Source organism: Candidatus Alistipes pullistercoris, assembly GCF_027665465.1.
GTDB classification, from domain to species: Bacteria; Bacteroidota; Bacteroidia; order Bacteroidales; family Rikenellaceae; genus Alistipes_A; species Alistipes_A hominis.
Window position 1 is genome coordinate 494,491 of the sequence record NZ_JAQDED010000002.1, and the last position, 23,648, is coordinate 518,138.

A 23,648-nucleotide genomic window follows, 5' to 3' on the forward strand; every position below is an offset into this window, starting at 1 on the left:
GGGCGAAATCCCGTAATTACGAAAAAAAGGAAAACGACCGACAGACTGCCGGTCGTTTTTCGTTCTTATATAAGTCGCGCCTCGCTACGAAAACAGGCGACCTACTTTTTCGGCCACCTCTTTTGCATCCGGATCGATCGGGAAGACAGCCGACGGCTTCAGGTAATGTAATTTTTTGCCCTGCATAAAGCGTTTCTCCCCACCGCCGGTAACGTTCAGCATAACGATCTTTTCCGGATCGACCTCGCCGTCGCGCACCGCCTGGATCAGCGTAGCCAGCGCCACGGCCGGAGCGGAGTAAATATCCACGCCTTCGCACTCCAGGAAAAGCTCTTTAGCGGCGCGCGCTGCTTCGTTGGTCGCAACCAGGATATCGCCGCCGGTATCGGTCAACGCATCGAAGAGCCCGCCTTTGATCCCGTAGGGCGGCTTGCGGTTCGACAGCACTTTGGCGTCGATCTCTTCGGCGTCGATACGGGCGCAGTCGTCGTTGTAAGGCAGCATTTCGCGCGAGCGGGCTTTCCATGCATTGTACATCGGCACGAACGGCGCGTTCTGCGACACCATCAGCCGCATTTTGTGATTGCCGAACCGACCGTCCTCGATCAGGCGCAGGTTGGCTTCCCAGGCGGCGATCGCTCCGGTTCCGCTGCCTACGGCTTGGAAATAGTAGTCCGGAATCCGGCCGATATGCGTTACGGCCGAAAGCACCGTGGTCGCCATCCCGTCGCGGCGAGCCACGTTCTTGGCGCCGCCTTCTGCGAAAAATTTATCGGATTGCAGGGCGAGGTTACTCAGATGGATCGCATCGAAATAGTCGCTTCCCTTCTGCGAAACGATCAGTTTCACGCAATCGTTCAGCGGCGCGTCGAACCACAGCGCGTCGATGTTGTCTTCCGGCACGCTCAGCAGCAGCGGAATACGGTTATCGGAACAGACTTTGGCAAAAGCGCGCGCCGTATTGCCGGCCGAAGCCACCACCAGCACTTTGTCCTTGTGGCTGCCGTTCAGCCTTCCGCAAACCGAATACGCCTCCGTCTCTTTGAACGAGCAGGTGGACATCCGGGCCCCGATCTCCGGGAAATAACCGTTGAACGTAATATACAGATTTTTAAGCCCAAGTTTCTGCGCAAGTCCTTTGCTCTTGTAAGTTACCGGCGCGCACGAACCGGCCAGCATCCTTTTGACCGGCAACCATTCGGCGAAACGGTAAATCCCGTGCTCCTCGCCGTGCGGATGGATTTGCTGCGATTCGTAAACGGCGCGGATCAGCGACGGATGCGAACTCTGCGTATCGTCGAGCGTCCAGCCCTCGTCTTCGAAAATCCGTTTCGTCGCGACATTCTGCAACTTATACCTGGTGGCGTTAAAATTTTCCATGTTCTTAATCGGATGAACTATCGTTTCTGCGTTTCCCGAACGACCGGGACGCTTTACAAAAGTAGGACAATTTTAAGAAACAGCCAACAGAAACGACCGGATACAGACCCCGCAACAACCACAGATACCGCAAAATACGTCTTTATACTTACGTCCGATTTCCCCTTTGCCCGACGAATGCGACCGGATCGGCCATCGCACAAAATCCGGGGAGCAGCGCTCTTTTTTTTCCGGAAGGAAAAGCCTACCTTAGTGGCGGGCAATCAAAAGACGGAGACTGACATGGGAGCAAAAACGACACTGGACCGCGACATCAGCTGGATGTATTTCAATCACCGGATTCTACAGGAAGCGCAACGGGACAATGTTCCGCTGCTGGAACGGCTGAAGTTCCTCGGCATCTATTCGAACAACCTCGACGAATTTTTCCGGGTGCGGGTCTCCACGATGAAACGGATCGTGGAATACGACAACGAACCGCAGAACCGGCCCGCATCGACCATCCGCGAGCTGCGCGAAATCACCCGGCTGACCAAGGATTATTCGCAGGAATTCGACGAAACGTTCGAAAACCTAAAGGGAAAACTGGCCTCCGAAGGCATTTTCATCGTCAACGAGCAGCAGCTCACCGATGAGCAGCAGCGCTACATCCGCACGGTGTACCGGACGGATCTGAACAGCGCCACCTATCCGTTGATCATGACGCAGGGATCGAAGCTCGACGAACTGACGGACTCAAGCATCTATCTGTCCATCAAAATGATTCGCCGAAATGCCGCAACCGGAAAACCGGTGCGCGACTTCGCGCTGATCGAACTGCCGACCCGCGAGTTCGACCGTTTCATCGTGCTGCCGTCGGACGGCGACACGACCTGCATCATCTTCCTCGACGACGTGGTGCGTTTCTGCCTGCCGTTCATCTTCGCCGGGCTGGGTTACGAATCGTTCGAAGCCTACACGCTGAAATTCACGCGCGACGCCGAGATGGCGCTGGACGGCGACATCGACGAAGGACTGGTCGAAAAAGTGGCCCGCGGCGTCAAGAACCGCAAAAAGGGGGAAGCGATCCGCTTCGTTTACGACCAGCGAATGCCCGAAGAGATGCTGCGCTATCTGAAGCGCAAATTCCGCATCGACCGCTACGACGCCTGCGTCGGCGGGTCGCGCTACCACAATATGAAAGACCTGATGGCTTTCCCGGATTGCAGCCGCAGCGATTTGAAGTTCGAAAAGCGGGTGCCCGCCCCCGTTCCGTCGATGGACAGCCTCGGCAGCGCGCTCGACGAGATCCGCCGCCGGGACGTTTTTATGCACTATCCCTACCACAGCTTTTCGAACTATATCAAGGTGCTGCGGGAAGCGGCGCTGAGCCGCGACGTGCGCAGCATCAAAACGACGGTTTACCGGCTCGCCAAAGATTCCAAAGTGGTCAAAGCGCTGATCTGCGCCGCCAAGCACGGCAAGAAAGTAACGGTCATGGTAGAACTGATGGCCCGCTTCGACGAAGCGTCGAACATCGGCTGGTCGAAAAAAATGCAGGACGCCGGCATCCAGGTGCTTTTCGGCGTCGAAGGACTGAAGGTACACTGCAAACTGACCCATATCGCCTCGACAAAAGGCAATGTCGCCTGCATCAGCACCGGCAACTTTCACGAAGGAAACGCCCGCACCTACACCGACACCGTCCTTTTTACGGCCGACAAAACGATCGTCCGGGAAGTCGACCGGGTATTCGAATTCATCCACCAGCCATACAAAACGATCGCCTTCCGGAAGCTGATCGTTTCGCCGCAAGGGATGCGCAAAAAATTGTACGCGCTGATAAACAACGAAATATTCAATGCCAAAAACGGCAAAGAAGCCTATATCTTGTGTAAAATCAACCACATCACCGACGCCAAAATCGTCCAGAAACTGTACGAAGCTTCGGCGGCCGGCGTCAGTATCCGCCTGCTGGTGCGGGGCAACTGTTCCCTGGTCGCCGGACTCGGTCCGAAAAGCGATCGCATCGAAATCCGCGGCATCATCGACCGTTACCTGGAACACGCGCGCATCCTGATCTTCTGCAACGGCGGGGACGAACAATACTATATCGGATCGGCCGACTGGATGCCGCGCAACATCGACCACCGGATCGAAGCCTACGCACCGGTCTACGATCCGGAGATCCGACGGGAACTGAAAACGATCGTCGAATTCGGACTGGCCGACAACGTGGCGGCGAGGATCGTCGACGGCACCGGCCGAAACCGCATTTACGACAACGGGGAACCGCCGTTCCGTTCGCAACAGAAACTATACGAGCATTATCACGACCTCAGCGGAGACCTGTAACTTTTAAACTCTTTCCGAAACATGCAAAACAAAAAACTGAATTTCGCGGCGATCGACATCGGATCGAACGCCGTACGACTGCTGATTAAAAGCGTCAACGACGGCGACTCGCCAGACAAAATGACCAAAACCGTGCTGCTGCGCGTCCCTTTGCGGCTCGGCGAAGAGGTATTCGGCACGGGAAGCATTTCCGGCGAAAAGGAGAAGCAACTGCTGCGCACGGTGAAGGCTTTCCGACTTCTGATGAAAGTGTACGACGTAACGGCCTACCGCGCCTGCGCGACGTCGGCGATGCGCGACGCCTCGAACGGCATACAGATCGCCCGGAAAGTGCACAACAAGACCGGCATCCGGTTGGAAATCATCAACGGGCTCGAAGAGGCGCGGATGGTTTACGACAGCCACATTGCCGACCTGCTCGGCCGCGAAGGGCATTACATTTATGTCGACGTCGGCGGCGGCAGCACCGAAGTCAGCGTCATCTCGAACGGGAAACTGATCGGTTCCAACTCGTACAATATCGGGACGGTACGCTCGCTGGGCGGCATGGTCAAACTCGCCGACATCGAGTCGCTGAACCGCGACCTGGCCGTACTGGCCGCCGATTATCCGGATCTGAAAATCATCGGCACGGGCGGCAACATCAACAAGCTCTACCGGCTCAAAGGCAATAAGAACGACAACCGGCTCGACGTGGCCGACCTGAAGGCCATCTACGACGAACTGAAAGCGCTGACGGTCGAAGAGCGGATCTCCGCATTCCGCCTGAACCCCGACCGGGCCGACGTCATCATCCCGGCAGCGGAAATCTTCCTGAACATCGCCGAACGGGTCCATGCGGACAGCATCTGCGTGCCGACGATCGGCATTACCGACGGCATCGCGCACGCGCTTTACATCCGTTACCTGAACGACCGGGAAGACTGACGGAAGGCTCCCGTTTTTTCGAACGGAAAAGTCCGGAACGCCACTGTACTGCGGACGGCCGCACCGGAAAAAACAATTCCGCAATATAATTTTTCACTTCTCCAACACACGCGCCAATACGCTGACAACAAAACTATTACAGCATACGTTCCGAACAAAAAACACATTTTACGCATTTCAAAAACGACCGGACTTTGTAACTAAACGAAGCTCCGGCCGTTCTACTCTCAACAAAGACGACCAAGCCGGCGTGTCGTTAAAATCAACCGAAACGTCCCGCACAAAAGCGGGCGCGCACCAAGTGTTTTAACGCTTTTGAATTGTTTAACTAAAAAACTTAATCGTCATGAAAAAAGTACTGTTATCGATCGCGGCTTTATTTACGGTAGCTACCTATGCATCCGCCCAGGAAACCGGATTCGGATTCGGCCCCAAAGTGGGCATCAACCTGTCGAACCAAACCCTGCTCGACGGAGATTACAAAACGGGCCTGACAGCCGGCGTATTCGCAGACTACCGTTTCAGCAACCTGTTCGCCCTGTCGGCAGACGTACTCTACTCGCGTCAGGGAACCAAAGGCGAAGGCGTCAAAGTGAAGACCGATAACCTGAACATACCGATCCTGGCGAACTTCTACCTCGTAAAAGGACTGGCCGTCAAAGCCGGTATCCAGCCGGGCTTTCTGCTCAAAGCCAAAAACAACGACGTCGACGTCAAGGCTGCTTACAAGAAAGCGGACGTTGCCGTACCGGTCGGCGTTTCATACCTGTTCAACTGCGGCCTGATCCTGGACGCCCGCTACAACATCGGCCTGACCAGCCTCGCCAAAGACAAGGACATCGTCACGCGCAACAGCGTATTCGCCGTTACCGCCGGTTGGAGATTTTAATCGCGACCGAGACAGGCAAACGCCCGGATACGACCGGAGCGGATTTAAAAAAACAGGGCGTCTTTCTTTCGAAAGACGCCCTGTTTCTCATGTTGCTTTTCGCTAATCGTCGTAACCGGTCAGCTTGAACTTAGTATCAAATTTCAGCTCGAAACCGTTATCCAACTTGATCTCGTAACCTCTACGATCCCGTTCGATCTTCACGATTTTCTGCTTCGGATGCTTCTCGGCAACGTGCTTTTTGATCAAAACGGGAACGGTGTTAGCCGGAATAACGGCATATCCGCCGTCTACTTCCTCCCACTCTCCCTTTTTGTCGAATTTTACTTTGGTGCCGTCCTCGAACAACACCTCGTACTCTTTGCCGGTCCACTCGTTTTCCACTTTGGCGTAAGACACCGTGTTATCCGGGAAACAGGCTTTCAGAAATTGCTGCGCCTTTACCGGCAGGTTGTTCACCTCGATCGGCGTGCCGTCGTCGGCGGAAACGGTGAGTTGCATCGCGAACAGGCAGGCCAACAAAACAAACGCTTTTTTCATAGCTCCTAATTTTTTTTTAAATAATAATCGTTTAGACTCCCTGCAAAGGTAATACCTAAAACTTATCGGGCCGCAGTTTACGGACGAACGCCGGAGGCGCGGCCCGGCTACGCTCGGAATACGGAAAAGCAAAGACGCTTTCAATCAGCGTCTTTGCTTTACTTCGGTTCCTGTCCGGAACAATTCCGAACCCCGTAATTTTTCGAACGGATTACTGAACCTCTTGGATGATATTCCAATTGTCGATTCCGATCACCGCCTTATAAGGTTCGAAAACCGCATCCTCGGTTGACGTCCCGGCTGCCTGATAGGCATACCATACGAGTTTTCTACCCATCGGATCGTCGGGATCGTTCGGGAATTTGCGCAATCCGATCCGCAGGCCGTATTCCTCGGGATGATCGATCCAGTTATGCCACTGCATCGCGTCGATGCCGTCGAGCTTTTTCAGCTTTTTCCAGGCATAAGCGAAACCGGCGGCCTGTTCTTTAAGATACATGTCCGCATAGGTTCTCGAATTGGTTCCGTTTTCGGAGAGCCATACCGAACGCTTGATCGTCTTCTTGTACTTATTTTCCGATTTTTTGGCCCAGGCGCTCAGCACTTCGAGGTTTTTGAACGTCACCAGCTTCGTATTCATGTTGAACGAAGCCTTATTATCGTTCCAGGTTTTCGCATCGTTCAGATCCTGCGGATAAGGATGGTAAGCCACCGCCCATTGGAAGTCGCCTTCCGCCGTACCGAATTTCCTCAGCAGATCGAGCATGTCGCGGGAAGCGTAACTGTCCGAAGCGGCCTCCGTCCACGAATGCGTAAAGGAAGCGAACACCTCGGTATTCGGATCGTACTGCCGAGCGATGTTGTAGCACATTCGCATCGACTTGAGATACGTATCCGTATAAATGGTGATCGGCTTGACGCCCATGTTCGTCCAGTCGAGCCCGGCATCGACCTCGTTGTGCATGATCCAGTGGTGGATACGACCGTACGGACTGCCGGTCTGGCAATAACGGCTGGCCAGGAAATCGAGCGCGGCGGCATAACAGTTCACGCTCTCTGGATTGGTCATATTCGGCATCGTGTAGATCCCCCGCGAAGTGTAATCCGGATGCAGCAGCAGTTTTCCCACCTCCGAGCTCGAAGGAGCGACCAGGAGGATAGCGGCAACGACGATATTCCGTTTCTGGGCCGCCTGCAACGTTTTGTCATAGTTTTCCACGCTGCCTTTATCGAAATAGTAGGTTTTACCGCCGTATTCGTGCGCGATGGAATTGCCCGAAGGACTGAGCGACATCATGCCGACGAAAGAAACGTTCATCGTGATGCTGGTAATCCCCAGATCGTCCAGATCGCTCTCGGGACCGCCCAAATGGTATCCGCCGAGCCCCTTTTTGCTGGCGGGTTTCGCTGCGGGCAATTGTTGCGTCGAAGCGATCTCGGTAGCGTAACGCGCATGAGACACCAATTTATCTTTCGTATCGCCGTTCTCTACGATCGCCCATTTCGAAAGGGTCCGGTCGTATTTGAACCCGTCCCGTTCGACATAGCGGTCCATTTCCTTGCTGAACGTCCCGTCGGTAAGAGCCGTTTTGAACTCGAATTTGGTCGTTTTCAGCAGATCGACGTAAGGCGGAATTTCGCAAAGGCTATAGCTGCCCGAAGCGGAACAGTTCCCTTTCACGGTAATTTTGGTCAGTCCGGCTTCCACCGAGGTTACCGACGTAGAGGACGGATACAGCGTCGACAGATAGGTTTTCAGGTTGTTTTCGAACGCCGCTTCGGACTTGCTGTTCTCTTCTTCCTCTTCGGCCTCCTGTTTCTCCTGCTCGGTCATTCCGCGGAAATGAATCCCTTTTATATAGAGTTTAATCCCCGATTTGTCTCCGAAATCGACCCGCAAACAGTTACCGGCTTTCCCCCATGCGAATTTTACGAGCGATTCGCTCACGTTGGCTTTCCAGGTTTTCCAGGTCTGCGAAGCGGGAATCCCGTCCACTTTTACCGAACGGTCTTCCGACACGCCGGAAGAAGGTGTAGAGGCGAAAAACAGTTGTAAGAATGAAATTTCCTTATCGCAACGGTACTGAAAGGTAAGAATGCAGGAGTCCGCCGGATTGGTACGCTCCAACGAATTGGTGAAAATGTAGGGGTCCGTCCCGGTCATCGACATTTCGTACTCGCCGGTCGAAACTTCTTTGACGGAAATCTGATTCGCCGTCTTGGTAGCGAAGGTCAGGTATTCGGTTTTCGGAGTCGGCGTAGGATCCGGGTCGGGGGGATTAGGTCCCGGACCGGGATCGTCCCCGTTATCCTTTCCACAGGACGCCAACAGCAACGCCGCGACCATCAATGCGGGAACCGCTTTCCGGCAGACGGCAACCGAACGCTGCCAGAAAACGCCCGCGGACAAAATGCCTTTCGGTTTGAAATCGACTCGTTTCATCTTAATTAAATCAGGTTACAAAACCTCCGAAGGGAAGTTTTCAAGGTTAATTTTAAGTTAAAAATAATTCCGTAATCATTTTGCAAAGTAGGAAAAAAATCGCCGATTAACAAATTTCCGAAAATGATTTTCGGCCGAGGGCGTCAAACTTTCGACGAAAACGATCCGGCGAATCCGGACATTTCCGTCCGAAATTCGGCATTTCCATATCCGCCTCATTTTTATAACACTATGTATCAACCGAATAAACCCACACATGTAACTTATCGCCGAAATATGCGTTATTTAATAAATAAGATTATTTTACCGTACCCCGATTACCTCGGACAGAAGAAATGAATCCGTAAATATCTCCGGAGAAATTCCGCGCCCCCCGGAACAAAGATTTGCGGAGATATCTGATTAAAATTACCTTTGCGGAGAAAATCCGATAAATGTATCCGACAATTATGAAAATACGCTTATTGTTAACGCTCCTGGGCGCCGCAGCGCTGACGGTTTCCTGCATCAAGGACGAACCGCTGAACGCCGAAGCGGACATCATCGAATGCACCGTTCCGGGAGACATCGTCAAAACCGATCCCAAGATCGCCGACAACACGGTGATGATCCTGATCGTCCCGGGCTCGACGGACGTTACCCGGATGGCCCCGGAGTTCAAGCTGACTCCCGGAGCCGTCATCGAACCGGCATCGGGCACCGTCCGCGATTTCACCACTCCGAAGCTTTACAAAGTCACCTCGCAGGATGGGCGCTGGAACAAATCCTACTTGGTCAGCGTGATCGAAACCGACCTGCCGACCCTGTTCAGTTTCGAAGACTGGAAAGAGATAGGAAAATACGAACAGCCTTACGAAATCATCGCCGGGGGTGTGGCCCAAGAGATATGGTCGTCCGGAAATGCGGGTTACGCGCTGACCGGAGGCGCATCCGTCCCGAGCAAATTTCCGACTTGTTCCACCCCGATCGCCCACGGAGGCCGGCTGGCGGCCAAACTCGAAACCAAATCGACCGGGACGTTCGGTTCGGCCCTGAACATGCCGATCGCCGCCGGGAACCTGTTCATCGGAACGTTCGACGGTATGCTGGCTACCAAAAATCCGATGGAGGCCACCCGGTTCGGTCTTCCGTTCGGCAAAAAACCGCTGCGCCTGAAAGGTTATTACAGCTACGTGTCGGCCGGCAACGTGACCGATAAATACAACAACCTGGTGATCCCCGAACAGCGGGATTCCTGCCAGATTTACGCGGTGCTGTACGAAACGGACGACAACGTCGAATGCCTGTTCGGCGACAACGTGCTCACTTCGCCGAACATCGTCGCCAAGGCCGTCGTCCCGGACCCGGTCGAGTCGCCGCTGGGAACCTACCTTCCTTTCGACGTGGAATTCACCTATCTCAAGCGGTTCGACGAGGAAAAAATGAAGAATTACAAGTACAACCTGACCGTCGTCTTCTCGTCCAGCCGTTACGGAGCCTATTTCAAAGGAGCCGTAGGAAGCACGCTGCTCGTGGACGACGTAGAAGTGATCTGCGAAGAGAAACCGGCAAACTAACCCGACAACCCAACTATGACGATGAATAAAAAACACATCATCTGCCTGGCGGTCGCACTGCTGTGTATCGGCGGCGTATCCGCCCAGTCTTTCAAAAAATTCGAATACCGCGTCAAGGCAGGTTTCAACATCGGCGGCACGACCCCGCTTCCGCTACCGGCCGAGATCCGGAAACTGAAAGCGTACTCGCCGACGCTGGCTTTCGCCATCGAAGGAAACGTCGTCCGAAACCTGACTGCGAAATGGGCGCTGATCAGCGGACTCCGTTTCGAAACGAAGGGGATGTCGGCCGGCGCCCAGGTGAAGAATTACCAACTGACGATGAACGTGGACAACGGCGACGAACAAGGGCTGATCTCCGGAGTATTCACCGGACAGGTCAAAACCCGGGTGCAGAACGAATACCTGACCGTGCCGGTGATGGCAATGCGCCAGGTCTCCCCGCGTTGGGAACTGAAACTGGGGTTCTTCTTCTCATACCTGTTGCGGGGCGGCTTCAGCGGAAACGCCTACGACGGATACATCCGCGACGGAGATCCGACCGGAACCAAGATCGGCGTCGAGTCGGCCACGTACAATTTCGATAACGACATCCGGCGGTTCAACTGGGGCGGCGAATTCGGAGCCGAATGGATGGCTTACCGCCACCTGTCGGTATACGGAGAGCTGACCTGGGCGGCGAACTCGATCTTCAAAAAAGGATTCAAAAGCATCGGGTTCAACATGTACAACGTCTACCTGAACATCGGGTTCGGATACGTTTTCTAAAGGCATCCGGCCGGTTCGCATACGCCGGGAAAAACGGACGATCCGTTTTTTCCGGCTTTTTTATCGGAGAACCGCAGGCAACGAGCCGGTAATTCCGGTAAAATTCCGCACGGTTCAAAACTTTTTGCGGAAAATGGCGTACTTTTGTGTCGCTTCAATTCATTCGGAACATGAACGATCTACTGACACATATCGCCGCTTGCGTCGGGGGCGCATTCGAAGGGACGGACACGACCGTCGTCCGCGTGACGACCGACAGCCGGCGAGCCAACCTCCCGGAAGGTACCCTTTTCGTCGCGATCCGCGGAACGAACCGAGACGGACACGACTACATCGAACCGTTATACCGCAAGGGAGTGCGCGCCTTCATCGTCGACGGCGCCGTCGACGTCCGACGCTACCCGGAAGCCGGATTCGTCCGCTGCGACGATTCGGTAGCGGCGTTGCAGCGGCTGGCCGCCTGCTTCCGCGACCGCATCCGCGGCAAAGTGGTAGCCATCACCGGCAGCAACGGCAAGACCGTCACCAAAGAGTGGATCGCCCAGCTCTGCCCGCCGGGCGTAAAACTGTTCCGCAGTCCGAAAAGCTACAACTCGCAGATCGGCGTACCGCTGTCGCTGCTGATGACCGCGGGCGACGAGCAGATCGCCGTGATCGAAGCGGGTATCTCCCGCAAGGGCGAGATGCAGTCGCTCGAACGGATCGTCCGTCCCGACATCGGCATCATCACGAACATCGGCGACGCCCATCAGGAGAATTTCGACACGCCGGAAGAAAAGGCCGAAGAGAAACTGAACCTATTCGCCCACACGCCGACGATTATCTACAATGCCGGCGACCCGCTGTTGCGGCGCCTCGTTCCGGCCCGCTATCCCGACCGGCAGTTGATCGCCGTCGACGCGAGCCGCTGCGACCTGAACGGACTGCCCTACCCTGACGCCGCCTCGCGCGAAAACGCGGCCGAAGCGCTGACCCTGTACGGAGTAATGGGGTACGACATGTCGCAAGTCCGGGGCGGACTCCGCTCGCTGCAAAACGTAGCGATGCGGCTGGAACTCAAAGACGGCATCAACGGCTGCAAAATCGTCAACGACAGCTACAATTCGGACATCAACTCGCTGGGCATCGCGCTGGAATACCTGTCGTCGGTAGCCGGCCACCGCGAAAAAACGCTGATCCTGTCCGACATCGACCAGAGCGGTCTGAAACCCGACCGGCTGTACGCCGGGGTGGCCGAACTGCTGAAGGCGAACGGAGTGACCGAACTGATCGGTATCGGCGAAGAGATTTTCAAACATGCGGGGGCATTCGACTGCCGCAAGGAGTTCTACCTGACCACCGAAAATTTCCTGCGGGGCGTCAACCGGTCGCGCTTCTCGAAAAAAAGCATCCTGCTGAAAGGAGGACGCCGCTTCCAGTTCGAACGGATCGGCCGCATCCTCGAAGACAAGATACATACGACCGTGCTGGAAGTCAACCTCGACCACATGATCCACAACCTGAACTACTTCCGCAGCCTGCTGCGCGAAGGAGAACAAGTGATGGCGATGGTCAAGGCATCCGGCTACGGCAACGGCACTTTCGAAGTCGCCAACATGCTCGAACAGCAGGGCGTCGGCTTCCTGGCCGTCGCGTTCGCCGACGAAGGCGTCGCACTGCGCGAGGCCGGCATCACGATGCCGATCGTCGTGCTGAACGCCGATTCGGACAGCTTCGACTTGATGCTCGACTACCGGCTCGAACCGGAGATTTACAGCCGATCGTCGTTGCAGTCGTTCGCCGAAACGGTACGCCGGAACGGAGAAACCGACTATCCGATCCACATCAAGCTCGACACCGGCATGCACCGCCTCGGATTCGAACGGCAGGACATCGACCCGCTGATCGACGCGCTGAAAACGATCCCGGAACTCTACATCCGCACGATCTTCACGCACTTAGCCGGTAGCGACGAAGCCCGGCACGACGACTTCACGCGCGGCCAGATCGCCCTGTTCCGCGAATTGAGCGACCGGCTGGTCGCCGCCTTCCCGCAGCGGCACATCCTGCGGCACGTCGACAACAGCGCCGGGATCGAGCGCTTCCCGGAAGCGCAGTTCGACATGGTACGGCTCGGCATCGGACTGTACGGCATCAGCGTCGCCCACCAGGAGCACCTGCTGCCGGTCAGCGCGCTCAAAAGCCGCATCGTCCAGATCAAAGAGGTTCCGGTCGGCGATACGGTCGGCTACGGCCGCCACGGAATCGTCGCAGAGCATCCCGTGCGTACGGCGACCGTCCCGATCGGCTATGCCGACGGCCTGAACCGCCGGCTTAGCTGCGGAAAATGGAGCTTCATCGTCAACGGCCGGAAAGCCCCGATCATCGGAAATATCTGCATGGACACCTGCATGATCGACATCACCGGCATCGACGCGCACGAGGGCGACACGGTCACGGTCTTCGGCGAAGGAGCGCCGGTCGGCGAAATGGCCGACGTACTGGGAACCATTCCCTACGAAATCATGACGGGTATTTCGACCCGCGTCAAACGGATCTACACCAAAGAGTAATGGGAAAGGGGAAAATCTACATGCTGCCGACCCCGATCGGCGATACGCCGGTATGGGATGTGCTGCCGCAATACAATCGAACCGTAATCGACCGCCTGGAATACTTCATCGTCGAAAACACCCGTTCGGCCCGCCGCTTTCTGAGCCGCGCCGGCATACAACGGCCGATCGACTCGCTGCGTTTCGCCGAACTGAACGAACACTCGACGCCGGAAGCGGTGGCCGAACTGCTGACCCCTGTGCTCGCCGGAACGGATGCCGGCGTGATCTCGGAAGCGGGCCTGCCCGGCGTAGCCGACCCGGGCGCGGACCTGGCGGCGCTTGCGCACCTGCGCGGCGTGGAAGTGGTTCCGCTGGTCGGCCCGTCGTCGATCCTGCTGGCGCTGATGGCCTCCGGGCTGAACGGGCAGTCGTTCGCTTTCAACGGCTACCTGCCGGTCAAACAACCCGAACGCGGCCGCGCGATCCGGCATTTCGAAAAACGGGCGCAAACCGAGCGCCAGTCGCAGATCTTTATCGAAACGCCTTACCGCAACCTGAAACTTTTCGAAGATTTTCTGAAGGAATGCAACGGGAATACGCTGCTGACGGTCGCGGCGGATATCCTGCAGCCCGATCAACTCATCCGCACCGCGCAAATCCGCGACTGGAAGGCGAAAACGCCCGATATTCACAAACGCCCCGCGATTTTCATCCTCGGCGTCTGAGCGGGCCGCCCCCCGGATTATATACAATCGAGGTCGACTCCGTCTTACGCCCGAACTTTGTTCTGCCCGAAAAGGCCGCCGGGAAAATGCTTCCGGAACGTATCGTCGATGATGTGAATCCCCTCTTTGGTCGAGATGCCTCTGAAAAAACACATCGTGATGTACTTAAAGGCATCGGACACCGACACGTGCACCTCGTCGTACACCGAAGGCGAAGCGAAAATGGTATTGATCGAGGCCATCAGCGCGACGGCCGTAAAGTCGAGGTTGAGCTCCGGGAAAAACAACCCTTCGTCGATCCCCTTCTTCAGGGATCCTTTCAGTCGCTCCTGCCCGCGCTGGCGAATCTCGGAATAGACCCGCTCGAAGACGGCGGGATAGAACCGTTTCAGATCGCTCATGAAATTGATGTTGGTCATCATCATGTTTTCCCAATCTTCCAGCAGCAGGATAAACTCCTCGATGACGTTGCGGGCCGATGCGACGCGCCGGTCGTGTTTTTCGTCCTGCGACGCATAAAAATGCCGCACGCATTCGACGATCAGCGACTCCCGGTCGCCGAACAATTCGTAAATCGTCCGCTTAGAGACGCCCAGGCGGGACGCGATATCGTCCATCCGGACCGACTTCACGCCGTTACGGACAAACAGATTCGTCGACTCCGCTACGATTCTATCTTTTAGCAACATGGCAATACCTTAACAATCCGGTTCCAAAGATACGAAATAAAACTAATAAACAAAAAAAGTTTTCAAGTTTACAAAGTTTTGCGCCGGATAAGGCTCCGCCCGGCCACGCACAGCGCATCTTCCCGTCGCCGATCCGGCCACGCGACCCGTCGAAAACAACGGAACGTTTCCCCCTGTCGGGAACCCGTCACACAAACCGTTTGTCGTCCAGATAAGAATCTTTGTAACCGAGGAAATAGAGAATGCCGTCCAGCCCGATCGTCGACAGCGACTGTCCGGCCGTGGCTTTTACTTTCGGTTTCGCGTGGAATGCGATACCGAGCCCGGCCACGCTGAGCATCGGCAGGTCGTTGGCTCCGTCGCCGACGGCGATCGTCTGCTCAATGTCCACGTTTTCGACTTGCGAGATCAGTTTCAGCAATTCGGCTTTGCGCTTGCCATCGACGATGTCGCCGAGGTAACGGCCGGTCAACTTGCCGTCAATGATCTCCAGTTCGTTGGCGTACACGTAATCGAACCCGAATTTCTGCCGCAAATAATTGCCGAAATAGGTGAACCCGCCGGACAGAATCGCCGTTTTGAACCCGATGCGCTTGAGGATATGCATCAACCGGTCGAGCCCCTCGGTATAGGGCAGGTGGTCCGCAATGTCGGCGAGCACCGACTCGTCCAGCCCTTTGAGCATGGCCACCCGGCGCCGGAAACTCTCCGTGAAATCGATCTCGCCGCGCATCGCGCTTTCGGTGATCGCGCGTACGTGCTCTCCGACCCCGGCGCGCTCGGCCAATTCGTCGATCACTTCGGTTTCGATCAACGTCGAATCCATATCGAAACAGATCAGCCGGCGCGTCCGGCGGAACATATTATCGGCCTGAAACGAAATATCCATCCCCATTTCGGTCGAAAGCCGCATGAATTCGGACTGCATCCCCTCGCGGTCGCGCGGCGTACCGCGCACCGACAGTTCGATGCACGATTTTGGAGCGCGCGCATCGACATCCAACGGGATACGCCCCGTGAGCCGCAGGATCGAGTCGATGTTCAATCCCTGCCCGGCCACCACGTTCGTGACCGCCGCGATCTGCTGCGCGCTCAACTTACGGCCGAGCACCGTGATGATGTAACGGTTTTTCCCCTGCATTCCCACCCAGTTTTCGTACTGTTCGGCGGTAATCGGCTTGAAACGCACCTGAATGCCCAATTCGTAGGCCTTGAACAGCAAGTCCTTCATGATGTCGCCGGCCCGCTGGGAATCGGTCTTGAACAGGATGCCCATCGACAGGGTCTGGTGGATATTGGCCTGCCCGATATCCAGGATCGTCGCATCGTAGCGCGCCAAAATATCGGTCAGCGAAGAAGTCAGCCCCGGCTTGTCCTCCCCGGAAATATTAATCTGTATGATTTCTACCTTTTCGTTCCTGTTTTCCATAGATTCGTAAAATTGCTTACTCTCCTTTAATCCTTTAGTACTCGAATTATTCCGGCATGCGCTCCTCCTCGTCCTTCGCCGGGCTCCCGATGTTGCGGTACTCGACGGGCGTCATCGAAGTCCGCCGTTTGAAGAACATCGAAAAATATTCCGGATTCTCGTACTTCAGACTGTACGAGATTTCCTTCACCGGACGCGTGGTCGTGGTGAGCAGCAGCTTCGCCTCGTTCAGTTTCAACTCCTGCATATATTGGGCCGGCGAGGTTCCGGTAAACTCCTTGAACGCTTTGCGGAAACCCGAATAGCCGATATGCAACCTGTCGGCCACTTCCTTGGCCGACAGGTTTTCGTAAACGCCCTCGCGCATGATCACCTTCGCCTTGTTCATTTTGTTGATCATGTTCTCGTCGACGAAATCGCGGGTGCGGTGACGGTAATACATCAACCCGAGCAGGTGCATCACGATCCCGCCCAACGCTTGCTGAAACCCGGAACGTTCCTCGTTCGCGATATCGAAAGCCTTGATATACAGGTCGACAATACGCTCGTTAAGTCCGATATTGAACACCGGGGCCTGGTTCACGAAGAAGCCTTCGCCGACGATCCGGTCGATCACCTCCCCTTTGAACCCGATCCAGTACTCTTTCCAACCGGTATTGGCGAAAGGCCGGTATGTATGCCATACGCCGGGGAAAAGAAAAAACACCTTTCCTTCGGTAATCAGCTGCGACTCGCGCGAATCGCCGTACGTAAAAATACCTTGGCCGTCGGTGATATACAACAATTGGTATTCGCTCAGCACCCGGCCTTCGTCCACATTGAAAAAATAGCCCTGCGGATGGCTCGACGGAGGGTAATTCTCTTTCGCGGAGATCGTCTGGCTACCCACGCTGGTCACGACGAGCCCCCAGAGCTCGTCCTCTTCGGTCGAGATCAGGTACCTGGATTCGTTGTTGATGTCGGTAAGACTCATGGCGCGGCGGTTCGGTCGGCGGTCTGTACGGCAGACCGCTATGCGTATGCAAAAATAAGATTTTTTCCGGTACGATGAACAACCGATCCCTTATCCATATTGCAAAGCGCCGGACTTTTCGATGACAGTATATTAATTATCAACATATTAACATGCATTAAATCGGACGGACGCATCAAACGGCAAAAAACGGCGGCGGCAAATGCCGTTTTCCGTCAAATAATGTTCGGGACTTTGTTGCCGTTTTCCAAAAAATCGTACCTTTGCAGCGGTTTACAGTGCAGACCCTTTCGTTTAATCTTTATCTAAATGGCTAATACACCCCAGTTTGTCCCGACGGCCGAAAACACTTACGTCATCTCATATCCGATTCACGGAACGGACGCCGCTTACGATTTCGCGGCCATTCTGGCCAGGTCCAGAACCTGTGAACGGCAGGGCGACGTGGAACAGGCCTGCAACCTGCGGTACGAAGGCGTCAAGAAGCTGATGGATCTGATCCCCGACGAAGACGAAGTGCAGCTGGACTGGGAAGAAGAGGAGAACCAATCCGTGCTGGAACTGCTGAAACGGTCGGCGATCGACCATTTCCTGGTCGGCGACTTCGAAATGGCGGCGGGAATGATGGAGATGCTGCTCGACATGGACCCGGAAGACCACCTCGAAACTACCAAGCCGCTGGCATTTTGCTACCTGGCGCTCGAAGACTACGAACTTTTCGACGAAATCGTCAACGACATCAGCGACAAATATCCGGAAAAAGAGATCCTGAAGCTCTGGAGCGAATTCCGGCAGACGGGCAGCCTCCCCGCCGGCGAATTGATTCACTTCAAAAAAAGTTTTCCGGTATTTTACGCCGAGTTCACGTCGAACGTCCACGAAGTGACTCCGGAATACTTGGCCGACATCGAGAGCGAAAAGCCGCTGCGCCAGACTCTCGCCCGCGAACTGTGGCTACAGACCGAACACCTCTGGACGCAGTTTCCCGGCTTTATCGAAGCGCTGCGCAACCACTGAACGGCCGAAGGGTAAACCGGTCGCGGACCGCCGTTCGACAATGGGGAATTCGCGTCCGCCGCGCTTCGCGGAGTGCTACCGACCGTTTTCGGCCGCCCCGCAGCAAACTCTTAGAATCCATGAAACGCCCTGAAACAAAACCGCCATCCGGTACCGGCAGCACCTATCCCTGGGGGGATGCGAGACGTTACAACAGCTATTCCGGATACTTCCGGCGGCTGTTCGGCACCCGCGTGCAAAAATTGTCGGTCAACGCCGGATTCTCCTGCCCGAACCGCGACGGCACGGTCTCGACCGGCGGATGCACGTTCTGCAACAACTCGGCTTTCTCTCCGTCCTATTGCACGCCGCAGAAAAACGTCCGGCAGCAGTTGGAAGAGGGAATCGAATTCCACCGCCGCCGCTACCGCACCGCGGAAAAATACCTGGCCTACTTCCAGTCCTTTTCGAATACGTATGCGTCTCTGGAGAGGCTCGAAACCGTTTTTTCGCAGGCGTTCGAAGTGCCGCAGGTAGCCGGGATCATCGTCGGCACGCGCCCGGACTGCATCGACGAACGCAAACTCGACTACTTCGCCCGGCTCGCCGAATCCCACTACGTCGTGATCGAATACGGCATCGAGTCGTGCTACGACCGCACGCTGCAGGCCATCAACCGCGGACACGACTTCGCCTGCGCGCAGCGGGCCGTGGAGGCGACGGCGGCGCGCGGCATCCATACCGGAGCGCATTTCATCCTCGGACTGCCCGGCGAAACCCGGGGGATGATGACCGAACAGACCGAACGGATCAACGCGCTGCCGCTCGACACCGTCAAATTCCACCAGTTGCAGTTATTCAAAGAGACGCCGATGGCCGAGCAGTACGCACGGCACCCGGAGGATTTCCGCTTTTTCGGCAAAGAGGAGTATATCGACTTTTTCATCGGCATCCTCGAACGGCTGCGTCCCGACCTGGTCGTCGAACGTTTCGCCGGCGAGGCGCCGCCGCGCTTCCATGCAGGCCCGGCCTGGGGACTGATCCGTAATGAACAACTGTGGGCCGAACTGGAACGCCGCCTCGAGGAACGGGACAGTTGGCAGGGAAAATCGTACGCCAGAACGATCTAATAATCAAACCGGCCGACCGCCGTTAAAAAAATCCGGAAAGTTGGAAGTTATCATTTTTTTTTATAATATTTGCAGTCCGACATCAACACTGCTGATATGACCATCATCCAACTGGAATACCTGCTGGCCGTAGCCAACTACGGCAGTTTCTCGCTGGCGGCCGAAAAATGTTTCGTGACGCAGCCTTCGCTGAGTATGCAGGTGAAAAACCTCGAGGAAGAACTGGGCGTCATCGTGCTCGACCGCAGCAAAAAACCGGTATTGCCGACGGACGCGGGCCTGGCGGTCATCCGCCAGGCAAAAGAGGCGGTACAGGCTTTCGCCATGGTGCGGGAAGTCGTATCCGACCTGCAAAACGAAATTTCGGGAACGCTGCGGCTCGGGGTCATTCCGACGATCGCTCCTTATCTACTGCACCGTTTCATTCCGGATTTCGTCCGCAAATGCCCGAAGGTCGAACTGCAGATCCGGGAAATGATGACCGGCGACATCATCCGCGCGCTCGACCGCGACATGCTCGACGCCGCAATCATGGCCGGGGGCACTTCGCCCGAAGGCATCCGCGAAGAAGAACTTTTCAACGACCGTTTCTTCGCCTACGTGTCGACCGACCACCCGCTCTGCCAGCGCAGCAACATCCGTATCGAAGATATCGACGTGCGCCATTTGCTGCTACTGTCGGAAGGGAACTGCCTGCGCGACCAGGTGATCGAACTGTGCCAAGCCCAGAAAAACATCGCCCGGCAGTACTCTTTCGAAAGCGGATCGCTCGAAACCCTGATGCGGATCGTGGACAACACCCCGAACCTGATAACGATCATTCCGGAAATGGTCGCCGACTACATCGACGAAAAACACCGTCCACAGGTCAAAACGCTGGCCAAAGGGGCCGCATCGCGCAAAATCACGATTGCGGTTCGCCGCACCTACGTCAAACGGTCGCTGATCGACGCGCTGAAAGAATCGGTCATGAACGTCGCGCGGAACTGATCCGTTTTATCTTTTGCAGGATATTTGCAGTTTTCCGGAAGGGCGCCTGAACGCCCCTCCGAAGTTATCCGTATAACTACGGGCAAAAAATTTTGAATTTATAACTTTTTCGTATCTTTACCTCCTTAAAATGAAGTAAAAACCTATGAGTAAACTGATCGATACAATCGCAGAGGCTATACAGGACAAAAAAGGAAAAAACATCATATCGCTGGATCTGAGCGGTTTCGACGGGGCTGTATGTCCCGCTTTCGTTATCTGCAACGCCGACTCGACTACGCAGGTCGAGGCCATCGCCCGGGGAATCGAAGAGAAAACGCTGGCCGATCTGGGCGAAAAAGTATGGCGCGTCGAAGGAATCACCAACAGCGTATGGGTCGTAATGGATTACGGGGACGTGCTGGTGCACATTTTTCAGACCGAGTTGCGCGATTTTTACAAACTCGAACAACTCTGGGCCGACGCTCCGGCGACCCGCTACGAATCCGAAGCGTAAGACAATATCGCAACGGGCCGACCGTTGATTTTTTGGATAAAAGCATCACATAACAAACATGAAACCGAATCATAACAACAATATGCCCCAGTTGGGGGGCAAACGTCCGAAATTCAACATCTACTGGGTTTGGATGATCCTGGCCGTGGTGATCCTCTCGTGGGGACTGCTGGGTAACGAGAAAGTGACGCACACGACCACATGGGACGGCGTGAAGGAGATGATCGAAAAGGGAGACCTGCAAAAAATCGTCGTCGTGAACAAAGAGACGGCCGAGGTCTACCTGAAACCCGACAAGGTCGCGTCCTACTCCGACCGGAAAGAGTACAAAGGGATCACCGAACAAGGGCCCCAGTTCTCGTTCAATATCGGGTCGCTCGACTATTTCCAACACAACCTGGAAAACGCGCAAACCGAATACGATCAAGAAGTTCCGCTCAGTTTCGAAACGCGCCGCAACATCTGGGGAGATGCATTTACGCTGATCTTCCCGATCCTGATCCTCGTCGGAATCTGGTGGTTCCTGTGGCGGGGCATGTCGCGCGGCAACAATGGCGGCGGCGGCGGGATCTTCAGCGTCGGCAAGGCCAAAGCGCAGATGTTCGACAAGGATGCGAACGTCAACATCACGTTCAAGGACGTCGCCGGACTCGAAGAAGCTAAAGTGGAAATCATGGAAATCGTCGATTTCCTGAAAAACCCGGGCAAGTACAGCGACTTGGGCGGCAAAATTCCGAAAGGCGCCCTGCTCGTAGGCCCTCCGGGAACCGGTAAGACGCTGTTGGCGAAAGCCGTGGCCGGAGAGGCGAACGTGCCGTTCTTTTCGATCAGCGGTTCCGACTTCGTCGAGATGTTCGTCGGCGTCGGCGCGTCGCGGGTGCGCGACCTGTTCCGGCAGGCAAAAGAAAAAGCGCCCTGCATCGTCTTCATCGACGAGATCGACGCGATCGGGCGGGCGCGCAGCAAGAACGTCGGCTATTCGTCGAACGACGAGCGAGAAAATACGCTGAACCAGTTGCTGACCGAGATGGACGGTTTCGGAACGAACGCCGGCGTGATCGTGCTGGCCGCCACGAACCGGGCCGACATCCTCGACAAAGCGCTGCTGCGGGCCGGACGCTTCGACCGCCAGATCAACGTCGAACTGCCCGACCTGAAAGAGCGCCGTGAAATTTTCGACGTGCACCTGAAAAACCTGAAGCTCGATCCGAAGCTCGACCGCGACTTCCTGGCCCGCCAAACTCCGGGATTCTCGGGCGCCGACATCGCCAACGTCTGCAACGAGGCGGCCCTGATCGCCGCCCGCAACAATAAGAAACAGGTCGAGAAGGAGGATTTCCTCAGCGCCATCGACCGGATCATCGGCGGCTTGGAACGCAAGAACAAGATCATCATTCCGTCCGAAAAACGGACGATCGCCTATCATGAAGCGGGGCACGCCACAGTAAGCTGGGTACTCGAACACGCCAACCCGCTGATCAAGGTAACGATCATCCCGCGCGGCAAAGCGCTGGGCGCGGCTTGGTACCTGCCCGAAGAGCGCCAGATCACCACGAAGGAGCAAATGCTCGACGAGATGGCCGCCATCCTCGGCGGGCGCGCATCGGAGCTGCTGAACTTCGGCAAAGTATCCACCGGGGCGCTGAACGACCTCGAACGCGTGACCAAACAGGCTTACGCAATGGTCGCTTACTACGGAATGAGCAGCGAAGTGGGGAACCTGAGTTTCTACGATTCGACCGGACAGAACGACATGGCGCTGACCAAACCGTACAGCGAACGGACGGCGCAGGAGATCGACGCCGAAGTGAAGAAGCTGATCGACGGAGCCTTCCAGCGTTCGCTGGAAACGCTCGAAAAACACCGCGCCGGGCTGACCCAGTTGGCCGAACTGCTGCTCGAACGGGAAGTCATTTTCGCAGAAGACCTCGAAAAGATATTCGGCAAACGCAAAGGCGAAATCCGCAAAGAACTGGAAGTCAAAATCGAAGAACCGTTGAACAGTGAGCCGTCTGCTGAATAAAACGCTGTATGTCCGGACGCTGAGCGGCATCGCGCTGCTGATTGTCGTACTGGGAACGGTGCTGTGGTCGCCGTACAGTATGCTTGCATTGGGCGTATTTCTCACGGCCGGAATCATGCGTGAATTTTACCGAATCGGGCGGCTTACCGGCGCGCGGCCGCTCACGACATATCCGATCGTCGTCGGAGCGGCGATCGTCGTTCTCGCTTTCCTGATAAAAACGGGCACGCTTGCGCCGGTCTGCCTCGCAGCGGCGCTTCCGGCGGTCTTCGTCCTGTTCATCGCCGAACTCTATCGCAAACAGCCGTCGCCGTTGACGAACATCGCATGGGAAATCGCAGGGATCGTCTATGCGGCGGTACCGATGGCGCTGTTCGTGACCCTTCCGGTCGCCGTCCGCGGCGCAGCGATCGACTATTCGCCGGCCGTCCTGCTGAGCATCCTGTTTATCGTCTGGGCCAACGACGTGGGCGCTTACCTGTTCGGCGTGGCGTTCGGACGGCGCAAACTGTTCGAGCGCATCTCCCCGAACAAATCGTGGGAAGGATTCTTCGGCGGGGTAGCCTGCGCCGTGGGCGTGGGTATGCTGGTCGCGCTGTGGCAGGACGCTTCGGTTCCGGCATGGGCCGGGGCCGGGGGAATCGTCGCCGTTACCGGGGTTTTCGGCGACCTGGTCGAATCCATGTTCAAACGTTCGGTCGGAATCAAAGACTCCGGGAACATTCTTCCGGGACACGGAGGCTTCCTGGATCGCTTCGACGCGCTGATTTTGGCATTGCCTTTTGTTTACACCTATTTTAGCATTATATTTACGCTCTGAAACCCA

At 55.9% G+C, this 23,648-nt stretch carries 19 protein-coding genes; 13 read left to right on the forward strand and 6 right to left on the reverse strand.

The annotated features are described in order from the left end of the window. Positions 1–84: 84 nt before the first annotated feature. Positions 85–1,380 (reverse strand): cysteate synthase, encoded by a 1,296-nt coding sequence (locus PGR91_RS05375; RefSeq protein WP_101571317.1) that lies wholly within the window; start codon positions 1,378–1,380, stop codon positions 85–87. Between the two features lie 282 nt (positions 1,381–1,662). Between PGR91_RS05375 and PGR91_RS05380 the strand changes: the two genes are divergently transcribed. The 3 genes from PGR91_RS05380 (at position 1,663) to PGR91_RS05390 (ending at position 5,530) form a co-directional block, all read left to right on the forward strand. Beyond that, positions 1,663–3,714 carry an RNA degradosome polyphosphate kinase gene (locus PGR91_RS05380; protein WP_118656429.1) on the forward strand — a complete coding sequence of 684 codons (2,052 nt, stop codon included), beginning with the start codon at positions 1,663–1,665 and terminating at the stop codon, positions 3,712–3,714. A gap of 21 nt (positions 3,715–3,735) precedes the next feature. After that, the gene (locus tag PGR91_RS05385; protein WP_055202033.1) at positions 3,736–4,641 is read left to right on the forward strand and encodes an exopolyphosphatase; all 906 of its coding nucleotides are present in this window, start codon (positions 3,736–3,738) and stop codon (positions 4,639–4,641) included. 346 nt (positions 4,642–4,987) lie between these two features. After that, entirely contained in the window at positions 4,988–5,530 is a 543-nt protein-coding gene (locus PGR91_RS05390) for a porin family protein (protein WP_101571323.1), read from the forward strand. A gap of 102 nt (positions 5,531–5,632) precedes the next feature. Here the strand turns inward: PGR91_RS05390 and PGR91_RS05395 are convergent, their stop codons facing one another. Both PGR91_RS05395 and PGR91_RS05400 read right to left on the reverse strand, forming a co-directional pair. Further along, positions 5,633–6,070, reverse strand: coding sequence for a PepSY-like domain-containing protein (locus tag PGR91_RS05395; RefSeq protein WP_101571324.1), 438 nt, complete (start codon positions 6,068–6,070; stop codon positions 5,633–5,635). Between the two features lie 211 nt (positions 6,071–6,281). Beyond that, on the reverse strand, positions 6,282–8,513 hold the full coding sequence (locus PGR91_RS05400; RefSeq protein ID WP_118656431.1) for a DUF5722 domain-containing protein: 2,232 nt from the start codon (positions 8,511–8,513) through the stop codon (positions 6,282–6,284). 449 nt (positions 8,514–8,962) lie between these two features. On the opposite strand from PGR91_RS05400, the gene PGR91_RS05405 reads away from it, so the two are divergent. From PGR91_RS05405 to PGR91_RS05420, 4 genes are all read left to right on the forward strand, one after another. Then, the gene (locus PGR91_RS05405; protein ID WP_101571328.1) at positions 8,963–10,069 is read left to right on the forward strand and encodes a PCMD domain-containing protein; all 1,107 of its coding nucleotides are present in this window, start codon (positions 8,963–8,965) and stop codon (positions 10,067–10,069) included. A gap of 21 nt (positions 10,070–10,090) precedes the next feature. Further along, positions 10,091–10,837 carry a porin family protein gene (locus tag PGR91_RS05410; RefSeq protein WP_101571632.1) on the forward strand — a complete coding sequence of 249 codons (747 nt, stop codon included), beginning with the start codon at positions 10,091–10,093 and terminating at the stop codon, positions 10,835–10,837. A gap of 170 nt (positions 10,838–11,007) precedes the next feature. Further along, the gene (alr, locus tag PGR91_RS05415) at positions 11,008–13,389 is read left to right on the forward strand and encodes an alanine racemase (RefSeq protein ID WP_118656433.1); all 2,382 of its coding nucleotides are present in this window, start codon (positions 11,008–11,010) and stop codon (positions 13,387–13,389) included. Then, positions 13,389–14,096 (forward strand): SAM-dependent methyltransferase, encoded by a 708-nt coding sequence (locus PGR91_RS05420; RefSeq protein ID WP_118656435.1) that lies wholly within the window; start codon positions 13,389–13,391, stop codon positions 14,094–14,096. Before alr ends, PGR91_RS05420 begins: the two co-directional genes overlap by 1 nt. A 44-nt stretch (positions 14,097–14,140) precedes the next feature. Here PGR91_RS05420 and PGR91_RS05425 read toward each other — a convergent pair whose 3' ends face one another. From PGR91_RS05425 to PGR91_RS05435, 3 genes are all read right to left on the reverse strand, one after another. Continuing rightward, the gene (locus PGR91_RS05425; RefSeq protein WP_101571334.1) at positions 14,141–14,785 is read right to left on the reverse strand and encodes a TetR/AcrR family transcriptional regulator; all 645 of its coding nucleotides are present in this window, start codon (positions 14,783–14,785) and stop codon (positions 14,141–14,143) included. 187 nt (positions 14,786–14,972) lie between these two features. Beyond that, positions 14,973–16,214 carry a phosphoserine phosphatase SerB gene (gene serB / locus PGR91_RS05430; protein WP_118656437.1) on the reverse strand — a complete coding sequence of 414 codons (1,242 nt, stop codon included), beginning with the start codon at positions 16,212–16,214 and terminating at the stop codon, positions 14,973–14,975. A gap of 46 nt (positions 16,215–16,260) precedes the next feature. Continuing rightward, a complete protein-coding gene (locus PGR91_RS05435) occupies positions 16,261–17,187 on the reverse strand; it encodes an AraC family transcriptional regulator (protein WP_101571336.1) in 927 nt (308 codons plus the stop codon). Between the two features lie 309 nt (positions 17,188–17,496). On the opposite strand from PGR91_RS05435, the gene PGR91_RS05440 reads away from it, so the two are divergent. The 6 genes from PGR91_RS05440 to PGR91_RS05465 all read left to right on the forward strand — a co-directional run bounded on the left by PGR91_RS05440 (position 17,497) and on the right by PGR91_RS05465 (position 23,642). Further along, complete coding sequence (locus tag PGR91_RS05440) at positions 17,497–18,204, forward strand: hypothetical protein (RefSeq protein WP_101571338.1); 708 nt, start codon at positions 17,497–17,499, stop codon at positions 18,202–18,204. 119 nt (positions 18,205–18,323) lie between these two features. After that, positions 18,324–19,313, forward strand: coding sequence for a TIGR01212 family radical SAM protein (locus tag PGR91_RS05445; RefSeq protein WP_118656439.1), 990 nt, complete (start codon positions 18,324–18,326; stop codon positions 19,311–19,313). Between the two features lie 96 nt (positions 19,314–19,409). Then, entirely contained in the window at positions 19,410–20,303 is an 894-nt protein-coding gene (locus tag PGR91_RS05450; RefSeq protein ID WP_055202055.1) for a hydrogen peroxide-inducible genes activator, read from the forward strand. A 145-nt stretch (positions 20,304–20,448) separates the two neighbouring features. Further along, on the forward strand, positions 20,449–20,799 hold the full coding sequence (rsfS, locus tag PGR91_RS05455; RefSeq protein ID WP_055202057.1) for a ribosome silencing factor: 351 nt from the start codon (positions 20,449–20,451) through the stop codon (positions 20,797–20,799). Positions 20,800–20,857: 58 nt separating this feature from the next. Then, entirely contained in the window at positions 20,858–22,822 is a 1,965-nt protein-coding gene (gene ftsH / locus PGR91_RS05460) for an ATP-dependent zinc metalloprotease FtsH (protein WP_055202059.1), read from the forward strand. Continuing rightward, complete coding sequence (locus PGR91_RS05465) at positions 22,803–23,642, forward strand: phosphatidate cytidylyltransferase (protein WP_228385760.1); 840 nt, start codon at positions 22,803–22,805, stop codon at positions 23,640–23,642. Before ftsH ends, PGR91_RS05465 begins: the two co-directional genes overlap by 20 nt. Positions 23,643–23,648 lie beyond the last annotated feature (6 nt).

Coding starts and splice junctions, on each gene's coding strand:
- PGR91_RS05375 (WP_101571317.1), bottom strand. CDS start 1,380: ATGGAAAATTTTAACGCCACCAGGTATAAGTTGCAGAATGTCGCGACG.
- PGR91_RS05380 (WP_118656429.1), top strand. CDS start 1,663: ATGGGAGCAAAAACGACACTGGACCGCGACATCAGCTGGATGTATTTC.
- PGR91_RS05385 (WP_055202033.1), top strand. CDS start 3,736: ATGCAAAACAAAAAACTGAATTTCGCGGCGATCGACATCGGATCGAAC.
- PGR91_RS05390 (WP_101571323.1), top strand. CDS start 4,988: ATGAAAAAAGTACTGTTATCGATCGCGGCTTTATTTACGGTAGCTACC.
- PGR91_RS05395 (WP_101571324.1), bottom strand. CDS start 6,070: ATGAAAAAAGCGTTTGTTTTGTTGGCCTGCCTGTTCGCGATGCAACTC.
- PGR91_RS05400 (WP_118656431.1), bottom strand. CDS start 8,513: ATGAAACGAGTCGATTTCAAACCGAAAGGCATTTTGTCCGCGGGCGTT.
- PGR91_RS05405 (WP_101571328.1), top strand. CDS start 8,963: ATGAAAATACGCTTATTGTTAACGCTCCTGGGCGCCGCAGCGCTGACG.
- PGR91_RS05410 (WP_101571632.1), top strand. CDS start 10,091: ATGAATAAAAAACACATCATCTGCCTGGCGGTCGCACTGCTGTGTATC.
- alr (WP_118656433.1), top strand. CDS start 11,008: ATGAACGATCTACTGACACATATCGCCGCTTGCGTCGGGGGCGCATTC.
- PGR91_RS05420 (WP_118656435.1), top strand. CDS start 13,389: ATGGGAAAGGGGAAAATCTACATGCTGCCGACCCCGATCGGCGATACG.
- PGR91_RS05425 (WP_101571334.1), bottom strand. CDS start 14,785: ATGTTGCTAAAAGATAGAATCGTAGCGGAGTCGACGAATCTGTTTGTC.
- serB (WP_118656437.1), bottom strand. CDS start 16,214: ATGGAAAACAGGAACGAAAAGGTAGAAATCATACAGATTAATATTTCC.
- PGR91_RS05435 (WP_101571336.1), bottom strand. CDS start 17,187: ATGAGTCTTACCGACATCAACAACGAATCCAGGTACCTGATCTCGACC.
- PGR91_RS05440 (WP_101571338.1), top strand. CDS start 17,497: ATGGCTAATACACCCCAGTTTGTCCCGACGGCCGAAAACACTTACGTC.
- PGR91_RS05445 (WP_118656439.1), top strand. CDS start 18,324: ATGAAACGCCCTGAAACAAAACCGCCATCCGGTACCGGCAGCACCTAT.
- PGR91_RS05450 (WP_055202055.1), top strand. CDS start 19,410: ATGACCATCATCCAACTGGAATACCTGCTGGCCGTAGCCAACTACGGC.
- rsfS (WP_055202057.1), top strand. CDS start 20,449: ATGAGTAAACTGATCGATACAATCGCAGAGGCTATACAGGACAAAAAA.
- ftsH (WP_055202059.1), top strand. CDS start 20,858: ATGAAACCGAATCATAACAACAATATGCCCCAGTTGGGGGGCAAACGT.